Here is an 18,919-nt window from a genome sequence, read left to right as displayed (position 1 = left end):
CCCTGTGAATGCGACCGAGCACCGCCTGCTCGTGCACGAAGGCACCTTCGCCGTACTGGGCCCCTCCGGCGACGTGAGCGGCCCGCCCGGCTGGGCCCTGCCCAGTGCGCAGTCCGAAGGCACGGTCCCCGAGGGCCTGTTCGTACGTGACGCGCGGCATCTGAGCCGATGGCAGCTCACGGTCGACGGCTCGTCCCCAGCCGTTCTGGTGCCCGCATCCGACGGCGACGGCGCCGCCGTCCTCACGCCGCACGGCACCCGCGAGGAGCCGCCGGCCTACACCGTCTTCCGCCGGCAGGCCGTCGTGAGCGGCGAGTTGACCGAACGCATCCGGTTCACCAGCAACCTGGGCGAGGCCACGACCGCACGGCTCACGCTCACGGCCGACGCCGACTTCGCCGACCAGTTCGAGCTGCGCTCCGACCACCGCTCCTACGACAAGCCGCACACGGTCCGTACGCACGAAGTGCTGCCGGACGGCGTCGAGTTCGGCTACCGGCGCGGCGAGTGGCACTCCCGTACGAGCATCACCGCGGACCCGGCGCCGCTCACCGTAGAGGAAACCGGCAGCTCCGCACGGCAGTTGGGCTGGCTGCTGGAGCTCCCGCCGCACGGAACGGCGGAGTTGACGCTCCGCGTCACGGCGCACCCGCACGGCGCCCCGGTGCGCGGCCGACCGGCACCGGTGGCGGCGCCGGCACCGCCACCGGCAGGCGACCCGGCCGCCGTCGTCTCCTGGCTGCGGGCACGCACAGAGGAGTTCACCTCCGCGGAGCCCGTCCCCTCCCGTCTCACCGACTGGCCTGAGCTGGCCCGCGCCTGCGAACAAGGGCTCGCGGATCTGGCCGGTCTGCGCGTGACCGCCCGCGGCCCCGACGACGAGGAACTGCTCATACCCGGCGCGGGAGTTCCCTGGTTCCTGACCCTCTTCGGCCGGGACTCCCTCCTCACCTCGCTCTTCGCCCTCCCCTACCGGCCGCAGCTCGCCGGTCCCACGCTGCTCGCGCTCGCCGCCTCCCAGGCGCGCGAGGAGGAGCCCGAACGTCTCGCACAGCCCGGCAAGATCGTGCACGAGCTGCGCCACGGCGAACTGGCCCACTTCGGCCAGGTCCCCTACGGGCGCTACTACGGCTCGGTCGACTCCACGCCGCTCTTCCTGATCCTCCTCGGCGCGTACAGCGAACAGCTGCGCGGGAACGACGGCGACGACGGGACGGGCCGTCCAGACCGTACGGGCTGGCCGGACCTCGCCCGCCGCCTCGAACCTCACGCACGCGCCGCCGTCGACTGGATGTTCACCCACGGCGGCCTCGACGAACACGGCTACCTCGCCTACCACGCACACGAAGGCGGCCTCGCCAACCAGAACTGGAAGGACTCGCCGGGCGCCGTGTGCACCGCCGACGGCACACGCCCCACGGGCGCCGTCATGGTCGCCGAAGTGCAGGGCTACGCCTACGATGCGCTGTGCCGCACCGCGGAGCTGGCCCGTACGGACTGGCAGGACGCGGCCTACGCCGAACGGCTGTCGAAGGCGGCGGCGGCGCTGCGCGAACGCTTCGAGGCCGACTTCTGGATGCCGGAGCAGAACTTCCCCCTCCTCGCACTCGCCGCAGACGGCCCCGGCCGCAACCCGGCGGAAGGCACCCGCGCCGACGTACTCGCCTCCAACGCGGGCCATCTGCTCTGGTCCGGAATCCTCGGCCAGGAGGCGGGCGAGCGGGTGGGCCGCCGGCTGCTCCAGGAGGACTTCTTCTCCGGCTGGGGCGTACGCACGGTGGCCGCCGGCCAGGCCCCGTACCACCCGCTCTCCTACCACCGGGGCAGCATCTGGCCGCATGACAACGCCGTGATCGCTCTCGGGCTCGCCCGCTACGGGCTGCACGGGGAAGCCCGTACGCTCGCCGCCGGCATGGTCGAGGCCGCCGCCAGGCAGAGCTACCGGCTGCCCGAGGTGCTCGCGGGCTACGGCCGAAGCGACCACCCGGACCCCGTCCCCTATCCGCATGCCTGTTCTCCGCAGGCGTGGGCGGCCGCCACGCCGCTCGCGCTGCTCACAGCCGTGGGGGACGCTCCGGGCACCTGACACCCGCGCCGTCCCTCACCCGCCGCCCCTGGCCGCCATCCCCCCTGCGGCCGGGGGCGGCCTCTTCACGTGCGCGTTTGCGTACGCGTTTGCGTACGCGGCCTCGCGTGCTGCGTATTCCGGGCAGATCCGGGCACCGGGGGAAGAACACACCGGACGAACGAGGCCTGCGGAGGTCCGCATGAGCGAGCACACCTACCGGGTGACCGAGATCGTCGGCACGTCCCACGAGGGCGTGGACGCCGCGATCCGCAACGCGATCAGCCGTGCTTCGGAGACGCTGCGCCATCTGGACTGGTTCGAGGTCACGCAGGTGCGCGGCCAGATCGAGGAGGGGCAGATCGAGCACTACCAGGTCTGCATGAAGGTCGGGTTCCGGCTGGAGGCGGGCGAGTCCGCAGGAGGCTGACCTGCCCGCCCGCCTGCGCGCCTGCCCGCCCACCTGCCCGCGGGCGACCGGTCGCTGGAACCGTGCGGCGCACCAGACCGCCGCCCGGTCACATCCGCGAGGCACTCGCCGCGGGCGCGACCGGCTCAGGACTTCGGCGACTCCGGCTTGATGACGGTCACCCCGGGTGTGGCGGGCACCGGGATGTCCATCTCCATCAGCGCGGCAGGCGCCTCCGAGAGGTCGATCGTGCGCCGTACCAGCAGCTCCGGCTTGAACACGCCCGACTCGACGAGGCCGAGCAGCCCCGGGTACTCGTGCGCCTGGATGCCGTGGCTGCCGAGCACCTCCAGCTCGTGTGCGACGACGCGGTCCATCGGGATCGCCGGCGTGCCCTCGTCGGACGGCAGCAGACCGATCTGCACATGCCGTCCGCGCCGCCGCAGGCTCCGTACGGACGCACAGCAGGTGCGCGGATCACCGAGGCAGTCCAGGGACAAGTGCGCACCGCCGTGCGTGACTTCGAGGACTCCGGCCGCCGCGTCGTCGACACTGGAGACGTCCACGGTCGCTTCCGCGCCGAGGTCTTTGGCGACCTTCAGCGCCGCTGCGGAGATGTCCACCGCCACGACCCGTGCGCCGCTCGCGACCGCCACCATCACCGCGGAAAGCCCCACGCCGCCGCAGCCGTGCACGGCGACCCACTCCCCGGGCGTGACGCGGCCCTGCCGGACGACCGCACGGTAGGCCGTACCGAAGCGGCAGCCCAGGGCGGCCGCCGCGGGGGCCTTGAGCGAGTCGGGCAGCGGGACGAGGTTGCCGTCGGCGTTGTCGATCGCGACGTACTGGGCGAAGGACCCCCAGTGGGAGAAGCCCGGCTGGGTCTGCTGCTCGCACACCTGCTGGTTCCCCGTGACGCACTGCGCGCAGGCGCCGCAGCCGCAGACGAAGGGCACCGTCACGCGCCGCCCCACCCAGGGCAGCCCCGATCCGGAACCCGCGGCGACGACCGTCCCCGCGAACTCGTGGCCGCCGACATGCGGCAGCTTCACATCCGGGTCGTGGCCGCGCCACGCGTGCCAGTCGCTGCGGCACAGGCCCGTGGCGTCGACTTCGATCACCACGCCGCCTGGGGCAGGTGCGGGGTCGGGTACCGAGCGGAGCGCGGGGTGGTGTCCGAACTCCTCGTAGACGATGGCCTTCACAAGCGGCGAGTCTCTCAGTCACCTGACCTGCACACGCGCTTGCTTAGCCGTTCCGGATAAAACTCCGGCTGGTCCCGACCAAGCCCTGTGACAGGGGACTTCAACCGCCCGAAGTATCCAGTTCCGCCTCAGCGCCCACGCCTCCGGCGCAGTCGTAGGGGTCGTCGAGCCAGCCCTCGGGCAGCACGACCTTGTTGCGCCCGTGGGTGCGGCCGCGCGGGCCGTCCGCGCCGTGCGGCCACGGCTCGTCCTGGTCGAGGGCGTCGAGCAGCCCGGCCAGTTCGTCCAGCGAGGCGGCCACCGCGAGTCGCCGGCGGGCCTGCGAACCGAGCGAGAAGCCCTTGGTGTACCAGGCCACGTGCTTGCGGAAGTCGATCACTCCGCGCGCCTCGTCGCCCAGCCACTCCCCCAGCAGCGTCGCGTGCCGCAGCATCACACGCGCCACCTCGCCGAACGACGGCCGCGCGTACGCCTCTTCGCCCTCTCCCGCGAACGCCGCGACGAGATCGCCGAACAGCCACGGCCGCCCCAGACAGCCCCGTCCGATGACCACGCCGTCGCAGCCCGTCTCGCGGACCATCCGCAGCGCGTCGCCCGCGGACCAGATGTCGCCGTTGCCCAGTACGGGGATCTCGGGCACCGCCTCCTTGAGGCGGGCGACGGCGTCCCAGTCGGCGGTGCCGCCGTAGTGCTGTGCGGCGGTGCGGCCGTGCAGGGCGATCGCGGTGATCCCCTCGTCGACGGCGATGCGGCCGGCGTCCAGATACGTCAGGTGGCCGTCGTCGATGCCCTTGCGCATCTTCATCGTGACGGGGAGGACGCCCGCGTTGCCGACCGCCTCGTGCAGGATCGCCCGCAGCAGCGGCCGCTTGTACGGCAGGGCCGAACCGCCGCCCTTGCGCGTCACCTTGGGCACCGGGCAGCCGAAGTTGAGGTCGATGTGGTCGGCCAGGTCCTCGTCCGCGATCATCCGGACCGCCTTGCCGACGGTGACCGGGTCCACCCCGTACAGCTGGATGGACCGCGGCCGCTCGCTCTCCTCGAAGCGCACGAGCTGCATGGTCTTCGCGTTCCGCTCGACGAGCGCCCGCGTCGTGATCATCTCGCTGACGAAGAGGCCCTTGCGGGCGCCGCTGCCGGGGGCGGCGGTGTCGGGGGTGCCGCTGCCGGGGGTGGCGCCGGGGGCGGTGCCGGCGTCTGCCGCGGGACGGCCCGCGTAACCCCGGCCGCCTTCGGCACTGCGATCCCCCGGGGGACGGCCCCCGTAACCCCCGCCGCCTTCGGCACTGCGATCCCCCGGGGGACGGCCCCCGTACCCCCCGCCGCCTTCGGCACTGCGATCCCCCGGGGGACGGCCCCCGTACCCCCCGCCGCCTTCGGCACTGCGATCCCCCGGGGGACGGCCCCCGTACCCCCCGCCGCCTTCGGCGAATTCCCGGCACAGCGTGCGGAACGGCGCGTTCGTGATCCCGGCCATCGGCGCCAGCACGACAGGCGGCTGGACGGCGTGGGGACCGATGTGGAGCGGCGGCGTCATGACGTCGGCGTCCTCCGGGACGTTCGTACGGACGGTGCGGTCGCGGGCCGCTCCGGTGCGGGGCGGTGCGTTGCCTGCGCGGCGGGCGGCGGCGCGCGGCCTCCATTCTCCCGCATCGGCGCGGCGGCCGTACGGAGGGCACCGAAGGGGGCGGGGCGGGCCTGACCTTAGTCTGACCTTGGCCGGACAGAGTTGGACTGACAGATATTGAAATCTGTCATCCGTCATGCCATAGTTGTCATCGCAAGGCTCGCCGCCCTCACCACCCCAAGGAGCGCCCTATGCAGACCCGCAACCTCGGCAAGAACGGTCCCCGCACCTCGGCCCTCGGTCTCGGCTGCATGGGCATGTCCGCGCTCTACGGCGACACCGACCGGGCCGAGTCCATCGCGACCGTCCACGCCGCCCTCGACGCGGGCGTGACCCTGCTGGACACCGGCGACTTCTACGGCATGGGCCACAACGAACTGCTCATCAACGAGGCCCTGCGCACCGCACCCACCGCCCACCGCGAACGAGCCCTGACCAGCGTGAAGTTCGGCGCCCTGCGAACGGTCGAGGGCGGGTTCACCGGCTACGACGGCCGCCCCGAGGCGGTCAAGAACTTCGCCGCCTACTCCCTGCAGCGCCTCGGCACGGACCACATCGACGTCTACCGGATCGCCCGCCTCGACCCGGCCGTTCCCATCGAGGAGACGATCGGTGCCATCTCGGAGCTGGTGACGGCCGGCCATGTGCGGTACATCGGCCTCTCCGAGGTCGGCGCCGAAACCATTCGCAAGGCCGCGTCGGTGGCTCCCGTCAGCGATCTGCAGATCGAGTACTCGCTGATCTCCCGCGGCATCGAGGAGCAGATCCTCCCCGTCTGCCGCGAACTGGGCATCGGCGTCACCGCCTACGGAGTGCTCTCGCGCGGCCTCATCAGCGGCAACTGGTCCAGCGAACGGGAGCTGGCGCCAGGGGACTTCCGCAGCATGAGCCCGCGCTTCTCCGGCGAGAACCTGGACCGCAACCTCACCCTCGTCGAGGCGCTGCGCCGCGTCGCCGACGGAAAGGGGATCACCGTCGCCCAGACCGCCGTCGCCTGGGTTCTCTCGCGGGGCGAGGACATCGTTCCGCTGATCGGCGCCCGTACCCGCGAGCGGCTGGCGGAGTCCCTGTCGGCGCTTGACGTTACTCTCGACGCGGACGATCTCGACGCCATCGAGCAGGCGGTGCCCGCCGGTTCCGCCGCCGGCGACCGGTATCCGGCCGCCCAGATGGCGCACCTCGACAGCGAGAAATAGCCAGAACAGGGGGCCCGATGGTGTCGGAAGCGCTGACTGCGGAGCGTGTTCTCGAGGCCACCGAGGAGGTGCTGCGCCGCTACGGGCCCAGCAAGGCCACGGTGGTGGACGTCGCGCGCGCCCTCGGCGTCAGCCACGGCAGCGTCTACCGCCACTTCCGCACCAAGGCCGCCCTCCGCGAGGCGGTCACCCAGCGCTGGCTGGACCGCACCACCGAGCTGCTGGTCCCCGTCGTCGACGACTCCGCCCCGGCGGAGGAGCGCCTCGACCGCTGGCTCACCAGCCTCTTCGAGGCCAAGCGCCACAAGGCGGGCGGAGATCCGGAGCTGTTCGCCACGTATTCGGTCCTGACCGGTGACATGAGCGCCGTCGTCGACCGGCACATCGGCGATCTGGTCGGCCAGCTCGCACGCATCATCGAGGACGGCCGCCGGGAGGGCGTCTTCGCCTCCGACTCGGTCGGCTTCCCGACCGAGACCGCCCGTGCGGTGTTCCAGGCGACGGGCCGGTTCCACGACCCGGCGTATGCCGCGGAGTGGTCGCGTCCCGGCATCGACGAAGACTTCGCAGCCGTACGGACGTTGATCATCCGCGGCCTTCGCGCCTGACCGAGGGCCCGGACCCTTGAGCACCGGAGCGCCCGGCACCCACGGCACCCACACCGTCGAGCTGGGCCCTCACCTGGTGACGAAGCGCTTCCGCCACGCGGACGCCGGGGCGGGCGAACGGGAGTGGCGGGCGCTGCAGTTGCTCGCCGAGCACGCACCCGGGCTCGCCCCCGCTCCTTCGACGGCCGTACTCGGCACGGCGGAACCGGTGATCACCATGTCGCGGTTGCCGGGTGAGCCGCTGCGCGGCCGCACTCAGGACGGGAGAGCCCTCAACGCCCTCGCCGACGCGGTGATTTCTCTCCATTCGGCGCTCCCGCCCGCCGTCCTCGCCGGAGTCCCGCCCAGACCGGGCCTCCCGCACGAACTGACAGCACATCTGCGCTCCTGGGCCGCCCGCGTCCGCGTTCCGCCCCGCGGGGAAGTGGACGTGGCCATGGACCTGGGGCTCCGATGGCTGGCCGAATCGGACATGGAGAACGCCCCGCCGGACGTCCCCGCGGTCTTCGGCGCCGGTGACGGCAACCTCGCCAACTTCCTCCATGGCGGTCCCCCCGGGCCGCAGGGCCCAGGGGGAGGCTCCCGCGTACGGATCGTCGACTTCGAGGACTCCGGCCGCAGCGACCGCGCCTTCGAACTGGCGGAAATCACCGAGCACGTGGGCTCCTGGGTCGACAGCCCTCTCGACGTCCCCGCGTTCCTGTGCCGGTTCGCTCTGACGCCGGCCGAGTCCGCCCGGCTGCGGGAGTGCCGCCGGCTGCTCGCCCTCGTATGGCTGTTCCTGCTCTCCTCCGACGCGGAGCGGGAGCACCCACGCAACCCACCGGGCACGGCGGCGCGGCAGGCGCGCAGGCTGACGGCTCTGCTGGCCTGAGCGGCCGGGCCACTCCAGGACCCGTTGTCAGACCCGCCGAATACTCTGGGTGACGACTGGATCACCCAGGAAGAAAGGCGCATCATGACCGTGATGCTTGAGCGACCGACGTCACCCACGCCCATAGAGACCCCTGACGGCCCGCCCGGCTTCGAGGCGCTGTGCCGGACTCTGCTGAGCATGAACGTGCCCGACGGCTACCGGGCGGAGATCATCGGGGGAAACATCGTCATGTCGCCGTGGTCGAGGGGCTACTACTACCGGGGCATGGAGTCGCTCCGGGAGCAGTTGGGGCAGCATCTGCCCCAGGGTGAAACCTGCGGCGACGCTCCCTTCCTCTTCACCTTCCCCGGTCAGGAACGCGCGTACGGACCGGATGTCTACGTTGCGGCACGCGAGGCGTTCAACACCACGAAGCGGTACATCGACGGTGACGCACTCACCCTCGTCGCAGAGCTGACGTCGCCCTCGACCCGGACGGACGACTGGGAGGGCAAGGTCCGCGTCTACGGGCAGGCCGGCGTCCCCGTGTATCTGCTGCTGGACATGGAGGAGGAGTCGGCCACCGTCTTCTGGACGCCGTCCGGGAAGGGCTACAGCTCGCACACCACAGTGCCGTTCGGGAAGACGCTCCAGATTCCCGCGCCCTTCGACTGCGAGCTGGACACCACCGGCTTCGGAGCGCCGACCGGACACGGGGGCGAGCAGGCGGAGGGCAACTGACGCAGAGCGAGGGCCGGTTCCGCGCCACGGCGGAACCGGCCCTTCACGTTCGTACGGCTCAGCAGCCCAGCAGCCGCCCGGCCAGATAGCTCTCCATCTGGTCGAGCGAGACGCGGTCCTGCTTCATCGTGTCGCGCTCGCGCACCGTGACGGCGTTGTCGTCGAGGGTGTCGAAGTCGACGGTGACGCAGAAGGGCGTGCCGATCTCGTCCTGCCGGCGGTAGCGGCGGCCGATGGCGCCGGCGTCGTCGAACTCGATGTTCCAGTGCTTGCGCAGCGTCTCGGCGAGGCCGCGCGCCTTCGGCGACAACTTCTCGTTGCGCGACAGCGGAAGCACGGCCACCTTGACGGGGGCGAGCCGCGGGTCGAGCCGCATCACGTTGCGCTTCTCCAGCTTGCCCTTGGCGTTGGGCGCCTCGTCCTCGATGTAGGCGTCGAGCATGAACGCGAGCATCGCGCGGTTGACGCCTGCAGCCGGTTCGATCACGTACGGGACCCAGCGCTCCCCGGCCTCCTGGTCGAAGTAGGACAGGTCCTGCCCGGAGGCCTTCGAGTGCGCAGTGAGGTCGAAGTCGGTGCGGTTGGCGACGCCTTCGAGTTCGGAGAACTCGTTGCCGCCGAAGTTGAAGCGGTATTCGATGTCGGCGGTGCGCTTGGAGTAGTGGGAGAGCTTCTCCTGCGGGTGCTCGAACCAGCGCATGTTCTCTTCGCTCAGGCCGAGATCCGTGTACCAGGACCAGCGCTGCTGCATCCAGTACTCGTGCCACTCCTCGTCCTCACCCGGCTTGACGAAGAACTCCATCTCCATCTGCTCGAATTCGCGGGTGCGGAAGATGAAGTTGCCCGGCGTGATCTCGTTGCGGAAGGACTTGCCCGTCTGCGCGATGCCGAACGGCGGCTTCTTGCGCGAAGTCTGCTGCACGGCCGCGAAGTTGGTGAAGATGCCCTGCGCCGTCTCGGGCCGCAGATAAGCCACGGAGCCGGCGTCCTGCGTCGGGCCGAGATGCGTGGAGAGCAGCCCGGAGAACTGCTTGGGCTCGGTGAAGCCGCCCTTGTTGCCGCAGTGGGGGCAGTTGACGTCGGCGAGCCCGTTGGCCGGAAGCCGTCCGTGCTTCGCCTCGTACGCCTCCTCCAGGTGATCCGCACGGAAGCGCTTGTGGCAGGAGGTGCACTCGGTGAGCGGGTCGGTGAAGGTGGCGACATGGCCGGACGCCTCCCACACCTGCGTTGCAAGGATCACGGACGAGTCGATGCCGACGATGTCGTCCCGCGAGGTGACCATGGCACGCCACCACTGACGCTTGATGTTCTCCTTGAGCTCCACGCCGAGCGGCCCGTAGTCCCAGGCGGCACGCTGACCACCGTAGATCTCACTGCACGGGTACACGAAGCCACGGCGCTTGCTCAGGCTGACGATGGTGTCGATCTTGTCGGCGGCCACAGTGCTCTCTTCATCAACGGCGGACGGAATGCTTCAGGTTACCGATCCATGAGGGGGGCGGATCAAATCGGTTCGGCTATCGGTACGGCGAGCGATTCGCGGGCGCCCGCGGGCCCGCCCCGGCGAGCGGAATCCCGCCTCACCATTTGACAATCGTTTCCAAGTAGTCTGAAAATGACTGTCATGAACGCTTCCCGTCGGCTGATACGCGCCCTCGCCGCCACCACCGCTCTCGGCGTCGGCTCTCTCGCCCTCAGCGCCTGCACGAGCGAACCGGGCAGTGCGGACTCGGACGGGAAGGTGAACGTCGTCGCGTCCTTCTATCCCCTCCAGTTCATCGCCCAGCAGATAGGCGCCGAGCACGTCGAGGTCGAGACCCTCACCAAGCCCGGCTCCGAGCCGCACGACCTGGAACTCAGCCCCCAGCAGACCGGCCGGCTGACCGACTCCGACCTCGTCGTCTACCTCAAGGGCCTCCAGCCCGCCGTGGACGAGGGCATCCAGCAGGCCGAGCCGGAGCACGTCGCCGACGCGTCCTCGTACGCCTCGATGGAGAAGCACAGCCAGGACGTCCACGGCGAGGAGGACCACGGCAAGGGCCACTCCCACTCCCACTCGGACTCCGGGCAGGGCGGCGACCCGCACGTCTGGCTCGACCCCGTCCGCTACGCGCAGATCGCCAAGGGCGTGGGCAAGGAGCTCGCCGAGGCCGATCCGGCACACAAGAAGGACTACAAGAAGAACACCCGCGCCCTGACCGAGCGCCTGCACTCCCTCGACAAGGAGTTCAAGAAGGGTCTGTCGCGCAAGAAGACCGACACCTTCATCACCACTCATTCCGCCTTCGGCTATCTCGCCGAGCGCTACGGGCTGCACCAGGCCGCCGTCTCCGGCATCGACCCGGAGTCCGAGCCGAGCGGCGCCCGCATGAAGAAGCTGCACAAGATCGCCAAGGCGGACGACGTCGACACCGTCTTCTTCGAGTCGAGCGCCAGCGACAAGACGGCCAGGACCCTGGCGAACGATCTGAACCTGAGGACCGGGGTACTCAGCCCACTGGAGACCGTGAACAAGGGCCAGGACTACTTCTCGGTCATGCACCAGAACCTCATCGCGCTGCAGTCCGCGCTCGGCGCCAACTGAGCCCCCTCCGCTCCGGACTCCTCCCCCGCAGCGCAGGGAATCCGGCAGCGAATCCGAACCCGAACCCGACCCGAGCCCCGCTCACCGACCACCGAGGAAGGGCCCCGCCCATGGCCGCACCGCAGCCCGTGATGTCCCTCCGGGCCGCCACCGCCTCGCTGGGGGCGCGCACCGTGCTGCGCGGCGTCGACCTGACCGTGGGCAGCGGCGAGGTCGTCGCGCTGCTCGGCGCCAACGGCTCGGGCAAGTCGACGGCGATCCGGGCGGTCATCGGCCAGGTGCCGCTCTCCGGGGGCGAGCTGGAGCTGTTCGGCACCCCGTTCGCGCGGTTCCGCGACTGGCGCCGCATCGGCTACGTGCCGCAGCGCTCCACGGCCGCCGCAGGCGTGCCCGCCACCGTGCGGGAAGTCGTCTCCTCCGGCCGCCTGGCCCGTACGAAGCTGCGCCCGCTGGGCCGGGCGGACAGAGCCGCCGTCGCCCGTGCCCTCGACGTCGTCGGGCTCGGGCACCGCGCCAAGGACTCCGTCAACGCCCTCTCGGGCGGGCAGCACCAGCGCGTACTGATCGCCCGTGCGCTCGCCGCCGAGCCCGACCTGCTGATCATGGACGAGCCCCTGGCCGGCGTGGACCTGGCCGCCCAGGACGTACTGGCGGACGCGCTGCGTGAGCAGGTCGGACGCGGTACGTCCGTCCTGCTCGTCCTGCACGAGGCGGGGCCTCTCGCACCGCTGATCGACCGCGCGGTGCTGATGCGCGACGGACTGGCCGAGAGCGTCGCCGACCCCGAACGCCTCCACGACCTGGCCTGCCACCCGCACGACACCCGCGACGCCGCGGCAACGGCCGCAGCCATACAGAGCGGACTCTCCGTGAGCGAAGCCAACCCCGGGACGCGCGCATGACCGAGCTGCTGCACTACCCGTTCATGCAGCGCGCCCTGCTCGCCGCACTGCTCGTCGGTATCGCGGCCCCGGCCGTGGGCATCTACCTCGTACAGCGCCGCCAGGCGATCATGGGCGACGGCATCGGTCACGTCGCGCTGACGGGCGTCGCCCTCGGCTTCCTGCTGGGCACCAGCCCGGTGTGGATGGCGATCGCCGTCGCCTCGCTCGGCGCGATCACGATGGAGCTGATCCGCTGGCACGGGAAGGCACGCGGCGATCTGGCCCTCGCGATGCTCTTCTACGGCGGCCTGGCAGGCGGCGTCCTGATCATCAACTTGGCGCCGAACGGCTCGAACGCCAGCCTCACCACATATCTCTTCGGCTCCATCACCACCGTCTCCGACTCCGACGTGGTCGCCATCGTCTGTCTGTCGGCCTTCGTCCTGGCCTGCTCGCTGGGGCTGCGGCGGCAGCTGTTCGCGGTCTGCCAGGACGAGGAGTTCGCACGCGTCACCGGCCTCCCGGTGCGGGTGCTGAACCTGCTGCTCGCCGTCACCGCAGCGGTGACGGTCACCGTCGCCATGCGGGTCGTGGGCCTGCTGCTGGTGAGCGCGCTGATGGTGATTCCGGTGGCCGCCGCGCAGCAGGTCACGCGGGGCTTCGCCGGCACTCTCGGGCTGTCCGTGATCTTCGGGGTCGCCGTGACCCTGTCCGGGACCACCGCCTCGTACTACGCGGACGTGCCGCCCGGCGGCAGCATCGTGGTACTGGCCATCGCCGTCTTCGCCCTGGTGACGGTCCTGGCGGCGCCGCTCGCGAAGCGCAGGGCCGCGCTGCAGGGGGCGGCGGCGGCCGGCGGAGCGACGGGGGGAGGCGGCCCGGACGGCGGCGTCACCGGCGGAGACCGGAGCGAAGGGGACCGGCGCGAAGGGGACCGGCGCGAAGGGGACCGGCGCGAAGGGGACCGGCGCGGCGGGGACCGGAGCGGCGGGGACTCGGGCCAGGGGGACCAGGACCGCAGGGACGCGGACCACGCGGACCCGGACCACGGGGTGACGGTCGCCGGCGGGGCACGGTCGGGCCGCCGGCCGCGTCCCCAGGACGGGGACGGTGCCTCCTCCCACCGGGACCAGGCCTCCTCCCGCGACGGCAGGGGCGCCGAAGGCGCGGCCTAGAGCCCCGGTCGACCGCTGGTTTCCGGGCGTGGGGCCCCGCGCCCGCGCTGCCTGGCACAATGACCGGGCAGGTTCAGTGAGCGAGACGAGCGAAGGAGACAGCGTGACCACCGCAGGTCCCCCAGTCCGCGGCCGGTCGACGCGGCAGCGTGCCGCAGTCTCGGCGGCACTGGCTGAGGTCGAGGAGTTCCGCAGCGCGCAGGAGCTCCACGACATGCTCAAGCACCGCGGGGACTCGGTCGGGCTGACCACCGTCTACCGCACGCTGCAGTCCCTCGCCGACGCCGGTGAGGTGGACGTCCTGCGCACCGACGAGGGCGAATCGGTTTACCGCCGCTGCCACAGCGACGACCACCATCACCATCTCGTGTGCCGCCACTGCGGCAAGGCCGTCGAGGTCGAGGGCCCGGCCGTGGAGAAGTGGGCGGACTCCATCGCCGAGGAGCACGGCTTCGTGAACGTCGGCCACACCGTCGAGATCTTCGGTACGTGCGGGGACTGCGCCGCCGAGAAGTGACGGCGCCGAACTGACGGCGCTCGTCCGCCTCTCCTGCCGCGTGTCCCGCACGCCGCGTCCTTCGACGACGAGCACCGCGATCTGCGAGGGACGACGGGGCAGCACGCAACCGGATGCACAAAAGGTACGCATGTGACTTCATGGGGCTATTACCCGCAGTGGCACCAGGAGAGAGGGCACCACATGAAGGTCGCAGTGATCGGTGGAACCGGGCTGATCGGATCGCAGGTCGTGACGGACCTGAACGCGGCCGGACACGAGGCCGTACCGCACTCCCTGTCCACAGGAGTGGACGTCATCACCGGCCAGGGCCTGGAAGCAGCCTTGGCGGGCACTGACACCGTCGTCAATCTGACGAACTCCCCGACCTTCGACGAAGCCTCGTCCGCCTTCTTCCAGACCTCGATGGACAACCTTCTCGCCGCGAGCGAGAAGGGCGGAGCCGGGCACTTCGTCATCCTCTCCATCGTCGGCGTGGAGCAGGTTCCGGAGCTGGACTACTACCGGGCCAAAGTGCTCCAGGAGGACATCCTCAAGGCCGGGCGGATCCCCTACTCGATCGTCCGCGCCACGCAGTTCATGGAGTTCATCGACGCGGCCATGTCCTGGACCGTCGACGGCGACACCGTCCGCCTGCCGCGGACACCTCTTCAGCCGATCGCCGCGGCCGACGTCTCCCACTACGTCGCCGAGGTCGCCGCCGGCGCCCCCACGGGCGGCGTGCTCGACGTCGCCGGCCCCGAGGTCCACCCCCTCGACGAACTCGGGCGGCTCACCGTCACGGCCAAGGGCGACGGACGGTCCGTCGTCACGGATGACAACGCCGGCATGTTCGCCGCCGTACACGGCGACGTCCTCACTGCTCCGGCCGGCGCCCGCATCGCGCCCACCAGCTTCGCCGACTGGCTCTCCTGAGCCCGGCAGGCCCCGGCCCACCGGCCGCAGGCCGCCGTCGGGCGAACAGCACACCTAGGAGCTCTTACCGTCCCCGCCGTTCCCGCGCGCTCCGCCGAAGCGGCGGTCGCGCTTGGCGTATTCGAGGCAGGCCCGCCACAGGTCACGGCGGTCGAAGTCCGGCCACAGCACGTCCTGGTAGACCATCTCGGCGTAAGCGCTCTGCCAGATCAGGTAGTTGGACGTGCGCTGCTCGCCGGAGGGACGCAGGAAGAGGTCCACGTCCGGCATGTCCGGGTAGTACAGGTACTTGGCGAGGGTCTTCTCGTTCACCTTCGACGGGTCGAGCTTCCCGGCCCTCACGTCCTCGGCGAGCGCCTGCGCCGCGTCCGCGATCTCCGCGCGGCCGCCGTAGTTGACGCAGAAGTAGAGCGTCATCGCGTCGTTGCCGACGGTCTGTTCCTGCGCGACCTGCAGCTCGCGCACCACGGACTTCCAGAGCTTCGGCATCCGCCCGACCCAGCGGATACGGATGCCCAGTTCGTCCATCTCGTCGCGGCGGCGCCGGATGACGTCACGGTTGAAGTTCATCAGGAAGCGCACCTCTTCGGGCGAGCGCTTCCAGTTCTCCGTGGAGAAGGCGTACAGGGAGAGGTTCTTCACGCCCATCTCCAGGCAGCCCTTGAGCACGTCGAGCACGACGCCCTCGCCGACCTTGTGCCCCTCCGTGCGCGGCAGACCCCGCTGCTTCGCCCACCGTCCGTTGCCGTCCATGACGCACGCCACATGGCCGGGGACGAGCTCCGGCGGGATCTCGGGCGGGCGTTCGCCGGAGGGGTGCGGCTCGGGCGTGACGTACTCGCGACGCTGCCTCTGCAGCATTGCGCGGCGTGCCATGGTCGTTCAGCTCCAGGGATGGACGGGGCGGGGTCACGGTGCGGGAAGCGCCGGGGCACGGGCGAGCGTAGCCGACGCCCGGACGTCACCGCCGGTCAGGACCGCGGTCAGGACTGTTTTCAGGACCGCGGTCAGGGCTGCGGCCAGGACTGCCGGGCCTCCGGTTCCGCCGGCGGCTGCGGCCGGGACTGCGCCGGCGGCTGCGGCTGGGCCTGCGGCTGCTCCTGCGCACCCGCGGGCCCCGTCGTGCGGTCGACGTAACGCAGCGAGCGCAGCCCGCGCTCCATGTGCCAGTGCAGATACGCCGAGACCAGCCCGGTGCCCTCCCGGGCATGCCTGGCCTCGCTCGCGTCCGCCGTCTCCCAGTCCCCCGTGAGCAGCGCACCGAGCAGCCGCAGCGTCTCCGGCGACGGTACGACGCTGCCGGGCACCCGGCAGTCGCCGCACACCACGCCGCCGGAGGCGACCGAGAAGAAGCGGTTGGGGCCGTGCAGCCCGCACTTGGCGCAGTTGTCGAAACTCGGCGCGTAACCGCCCATGGCCAGCGAACGCAGCAGGAAGGCGTCCAGCACCAGACTGGGCGTGTGCTCGCCGGCGGCCAGCGTGCGCAGCCCGCCCACCAGCAGCAGATACTGCTGCACGTTGGGCTCGCCCTCGTGGTCGGTGAAGCGCTCGGCGGTCTCCAGCATGGCCGTACCGGCGGTGTAGCGCGCGTAGTCGGCGACGATGCCCTGCCCGTACGGGGCGATGGTCTCCGTCTGGGTGCACAACGGCAGCCCGCGGCCGATCAGTTCACTGCCCCGTGCGAAGAACTGCACATCGACGTGGCTGAAAGGCTCCAGCCGCGCCCCGAATTTCGACTTCGTACGCCGCACCCCGCGCGCGACCGCCCGCACCCGGCCGTGCCCGCGCGTGAGCAGAGTGATGATCCGGTCCGCCTCGCCCAGCTTCTGGGTGCGCAGCACGATGCCGTCGTCGCGGAACAGACTCATGCGGGCCAGTATCCCGTACGGGCCCGTCGGAGGACGCCGCTCCGGTCGGGGAGCACGGCGGCGCCCTCAGTACGGCGGCACCGTCAGCACAGCGGCGCGCGAGCCGTCAGCACAGCGGCGCGTTGAAGCGGATCAGGGACCACTGGCCCTCGCGCAGTCGCAGGGTGGTCGGTGCGGTGTTGCCGAGTTCGGGGAACGTCCGCCGGTACTCGGACAGCGGAATGCCGAGGACCGTGCACAGCATCAGCCGGATCAGGGTGTTGTGCGATACGACCAGCACCGTTCCGTCCGGATGGGCGGCAGCGATGTCGTGCAGGGCCGCCAAGCCCCGTTCGGCGGCTGCGGCCGGGTCCTCACCGCGGGGCAGCGGCGATCCGGCGGGGTCGCGGTGGAACGCCATGAGCCGGTCGCCGAAGGCCTGCCGCATCTCCGTCTTCGTCATGCCCTCGCCGTCTCCGAAGTGCAGTTCCCGCAGGCGCGGTTCGCAGCGCAGCGGGAGGCCGGCCGCTTCGGCCGCCGGAGCCGCCGTCAGGCGGCACCTGCTCAGCGGTGAGCAGAGCACCGCCGCCAACTCGCCGTGCCTGGACGCCCATTGGGCGAGGTCACGGCCCTGCTCGGCGCCTCTTTCCGTCAGCTGTACGTCGCTGCTGCCCGCATAGCGGTTCTCCGCGTGCCACACGGTCTCGCCGTGCCGCACCAGCACCAGTTCCGTCACGTAAGGCTCCTCTGCACAGCGTGCGCGGCCAGTTCGGACGGGAGCCAGCCGCGCCGTTCCAGCTCCCGCACGAGCCGCCGGTAGGACCGCAGCAGGGGCTCCTGATGCTGCGTGCGCGGTTCGAAGGTCTCCCGTGTCCGCACCATCGCACGGCTCGCGGCGCCGATGCCGTCGGCACCGATGCCGTCAGCGCCGCTCCCGCCCCCGCCCCCGGCACCTTCGCCGAATCCGGGGGATGCGGCGAGCAGCGCCATGCCGAACGCCGAGCCGTGCTGCTCCGTGACGCGCGCGGGCCGGCCGAGCACGTCCGCGCGCAGCGCACTCCAGACGCGGCTGCCGCTGCCGCCTCCGCCCAGGGTGAGGCCGCCGTCGGTGGGCACTCCGAGCAGGTCCAGCCGGTCCAGCGCCAGACGTTCCACGAACGCCACGCCTTCCAGCAGGGCGCGGTAGTGCTCTGCTTCGTCCAACCGGTTCCCGGGCCTCTCCAGCAGGAATCCGTGCGCCGCGGGTGCGGCGAAGGGGAAGCGCTCGCCCGTACCGGGCAGCGGGTAGGCCACGGTGCCGGCGGGCCCGTGCCGCTCCGCGGCCGCGTCGAGGGCGGCGAACCGCTCGGGCGGGAAGACCGTCTCCAGGGCCCGTCCGCCGGCGCTGGACGCGCCACCCGGCAGCCAGAGTCCGGTGGGTGAGCGGTGTGCGTATACGGCCCCGTCGGGGTCCCGGGGCAGGCGAGGACTGACGCCCTTGACCACGAGGGTGGTGCCGAGCACCGAGTTGACGTCCCCGATATCCGTGGCGCCGACGGCCAGTTGGGCCGCGCAGCCGTCGGTCATGCCCGCCGTCACCCTCGTCCCCGGCGGCAGTCCGGTCTGTTCCGACGCCGCTTCGCAGACCAGGCCCAGGGTGGTGCCCGGTGCAACCACGGGCGGCAGCACCTCGGGCGGGACCTTGAGGGCCTCCAGCACCTCCCAGGGCCAGTCGTCCTCGGTCAGGTCGAAGCCGGACTTCAGCGCGTGACTGCTGTCGGTGGGGGTCGCGTGACCGGTCAGCCGCCGGTTCACGTAATCGTTCTGGTGCGTCAGCCGTACGCCGGGGGCGCGGGCGCCGTCGCCGTCGCCGTCGCGCAGCAGCCGGCACAACTTCGGCAGCCCCCAGGAGCGCTGCATGTGCCCGTATCCCAGCCGCTCCCAGATCTCGCCGCCGCAGGAGTCGGCCTCGGCCGCCTCCTGTTCGGCGCGCGCGTCGTCGTACATCAGGCCCGGGGTCAGCGCCTCACCGTCGGCTCCGGCCAGCAGGACCGTTCCGGAGGTGGCGTCGACCGCCACACCGCCGACCCGGGCGGGCGGCACGCCCTGCAGCGCCTTTCGGCAAGCGGCCGCGGCGGCGGTCCACCACTCCTCCGGTGACTGGGTGTGCCGCACGCCCTCCCGGTGGCTGGTGAGGGGGACCGCGCCCCGGCCGAGCACCCGGCCCTCGCGGTCTGCCGCGAGGGCGCGGGCGCCCGTGGTGCCCAGGTCGATGCCGATCCAGACGTCCGGGCAGGTCACGCTCCGCCTC

17 protein-coding genes and 1 pseudogene are annotated in these 18,919 nt (G+C 71.4%); 11 read left to right on the top strand and 7 right to left on the bottom strand.

Features of this window, described 5'->3' with window-relative positions; translation table 11 throughout:
- The first annotated feature begins 4 nt into the window (after positions 1 to 4).
- Entirely contained in the window at positions 5 to 2,086 is a 2,082-nt protein-coding gene (locus ACSMXX_RS23310; RefSeq protein WP_473180641.1) for an amylo-alpha-1,6-glucosidase, read from the top strand.
- Positions 2,087 to 2,267: 181 nt separating this feature from the next.
- A complete protein-coding gene (locus ACSMXX_RS23305) occupies positions 2,268 to 2,495 on the top strand; it encodes a dodecin (RefSeq protein WP_473180640.1) in 228 nt (75 codons plus the stop codon).
- A 125-nt stretch (positions 2,496 to 2,620) separates the two neighbouring features.
- Here ACSMXX_RS23305 and ACSMXX_RS23300 read toward each other — a convergent pair whose 3' ends face one another.
- Together ACSMXX_RS23300 and dusB are read right to left on the bottom strand one after the other, a co-directional pair.
- Complete coding sequence (locus ACSMXX_RS23300; RefSeq protein WP_473180639.1) at positions 2,621 to 3,679, bottom strand: zinc-dependent alcohol dehydrogenase family protein; 1,059 nt, start codon at positions 3,677 to 3,679, stop codon at positions 2,621 to 2,623.
- A 100-nt stretch (positions 3,680 to 3,779) separates the two neighbouring features.
- Positions 3,780 to 5,216 (bottom strand): tRNA dihydrouridine synthase DusB, encoded by a 1,437-nt coding sequence (gene dusB, locus ACSMXX_RS23295; protein ID WP_473180638.1) that lies wholly within the window; start codon positions 5,214 to 5,216, stop codon positions 3,780 to 3,782.
- 281 nt (positions 5,217 to 5,497) lie between these two features.
- Here dusB and ACSMXX_RS23290 point away from each other — a divergent pair, with 281 nt between their 5' ends.
- The 4 genes from ACSMXX_RS23290 to ACSMXX_RS23275 all read left to right on the top strand — a co-directional run bounded on the left by ACSMXX_RS23290 (position 5,498) and on the right by ACSMXX_RS23275 (position 8,707).
- The gene (locus ACSMXX_RS23290) at positions 5,498 to 6,502 is read left to right on the top strand and encodes an aldo/keto reductase (RefSeq protein ID WP_473180637.1); all 1,005 of its coding nucleotides are present in this window, start codon (positions 5,498 to 5,500) and stop codon (positions 6,500 to 6,502) included.
- A 17-nt stretch (positions 6,503 to 6,519) separates the two neighbouring features.
- Positions 6,520 to 7,110 carry a TetR/AcrR family transcriptional regulator gene (locus tag ACSMXX_RS23285; protein WP_473180636.1) on the top strand — a complete coding sequence of 197 codons (591 nt, stop codon included), beginning with the start codon at positions 6,520 to 6,522 and terminating at the stop codon, positions 7,108 to 7,110.
- A gap of 16 nt (positions 7,111 to 7,126) precedes the next feature.
- On the top strand, positions 7,127 to 7,984 hold the full coding sequence (locus ACSMXX_RS23280; protein WP_473180635.1) for a phosphotransferase family protein: 858 nt from the start codon (positions 7,127 to 7,129) through the stop codon (positions 7,982 to 7,984).
- A gap of 93 nt (positions 7,985 to 8,077) precedes the next feature.
- Positions 8,078 to 8,707 carry a Uma2 family endonuclease gene (locus tag ACSMXX_RS23275; protein WP_473180634.1) on the top strand — a complete coding sequence of 210 codons (630 nt, stop codon included), beginning with the start codon at positions 8,078 to 8,080 and terminating at the stop codon, positions 8,705 to 8,707.
- A 58-nt stretch (positions 8,708 to 8,765) separates the two neighbouring features.
- Here ACSMXX_RS23275 and ACSMXX_RS23270 read toward each other — a convergent pair whose 3' ends face one another.
- Positions 8,766 to 10,148: a glycine--tRNA ligase gene (locus ACSMXX_RS23270; RefSeq protein ID WP_473180633.1), complete on the bottom strand. Its 1,383-nt coding sequence runs from the start codon at positions 10,146 to 10,148 to the stop codon at positions 8,766 to 8,768.
- A 183-nt stretch (positions 10,149 to 10,331) separates the two neighbouring features.
- Here ACSMXX_RS23270 and ACSMXX_RS23265 point away from each other — a divergent pair, with 183 nt between their 5' ends.
- From ACSMXX_RS23265 to ACSMXX_RS23245, 5 genes and pseudogenes are all read left to right on the top strand, one after another.
- Positions 10,332 to 11,291, top strand: coding sequence for a metal ABC transporter substrate-binding protein (locus ACSMXX_RS23265; protein WP_473180632.1), 960 nt, complete (start codon positions 10,332 to 10,334; stop codon positions 11,289 to 11,291).
- Positions 11,292 to 11,401: 110 nt separating this feature from the next.
- Positions 11,402 to 12,193 carry a metal ABC transporter ATP-binding protein gene (locus tag ACSMXX_RS23260; RefSeq protein WP_473180631.1) on the top strand — a complete coding sequence of 264 codons (792 nt, stop codon included), beginning with the start codon at positions 11,402 to 11,404 and terminating at the stop codon, positions 12,191 to 12,193.
- A pseudogene (locus ACSMXX_RS23255) lies at positions 12,190 to 13,065 on the top strand (metal ABC transporter permease); the annotation flags it as partial. The gene ACSMXX_RS23260 and the pseudogene ACSMXX_RS23255, both read left to right, overlap by 4 nt.
- Before the next feature lie 388 nt (positions 13,066 to 13,453).
- The gene (locus ACSMXX_RS23250) at positions 13,454 to 13,867 is read left to right on the top strand and encodes a Fur family transcriptional regulator (protein ID WP_473180630.1); all 414 of its coding nucleotides are present in this window, start codon (positions 13,454 to 13,456) and stop codon (positions 13,865 to 13,867) included.
- A gap of 183 nt (positions 13,868 to 14,050) precedes the next feature.
- Entirely contained in the window at positions 14,051 to 14,782 is a 732-nt protein-coding gene (locus ACSMXX_RS23245) for an SDR family oxidoreductase (protein ID WP_473180629.1), read from the top strand.
- 54 nt (positions 14,783 to 14,836) lie between these two features.
- Here the strand turns inward: ACSMXX_RS23245 and ACSMXX_RS23240 are convergent, their stop codons facing one another.
- From ACSMXX_RS23240 to ACSMXX_RS23225, 4 genes are all read right to left on the bottom strand, one after another.
- Positions 14,837 to 15,658, bottom strand: a complete 822-nt coding sequence (locus tag ACSMXX_RS23240; RefSeq protein WP_473180628.1) for an isoprenyl transferase — start codon at positions 15,656 to 15,658, stop codon at positions 14,837 to 14,839.
- A gap of 131 nt (positions 15,659 to 15,789) precedes the next feature.
- Positions 15,790 to 16,650 (bottom strand): DNA repair protein RecO, encoded by an 861-nt coding sequence (recO, locus tag ACSMXX_RS23235; protein WP_473180627.1) that lies wholly within the window; start codon positions 16,648 to 16,650, stop codon positions 15,790 to 15,792.
- A 106-nt stretch (positions 16,651 to 16,756) separates the two neighbouring features.
- On the bottom strand, positions 16,757 to 17,365 hold the full coding sequence (locus ACSMXX_RS23230) for a histidine phosphatase family protein (RefSeq protein WP_473180626.1): 609 nt from the start codon (positions 17,363 to 17,365) through the stop codon (positions 16,757 to 16,759).
- Entirely contained in the window at positions 17,362 to 18,909 is a 1,548-nt protein-coding gene (locus ACSMXX_RS23225) for an FGGY-family carbohydrate kinase (protein WP_473180625.1), read from the bottom strand. The genes ACSMXX_RS23230 and ACSMXX_RS23225 overlap by 4 nt, the downstream gene beginning before the upstream one ends.
- Between the last annotated feature and the right edge of the window lie 10 nt (positions 18,910 to 18,919).

It is taken from the genome of Streptomyces sp. DSM 116795 (genome assembly GCF_055792905.1).
Note: the sequence above shows the minus strand (reverse complement) of the source record. Positions and strands in the feature narration are given on the sequence as shown.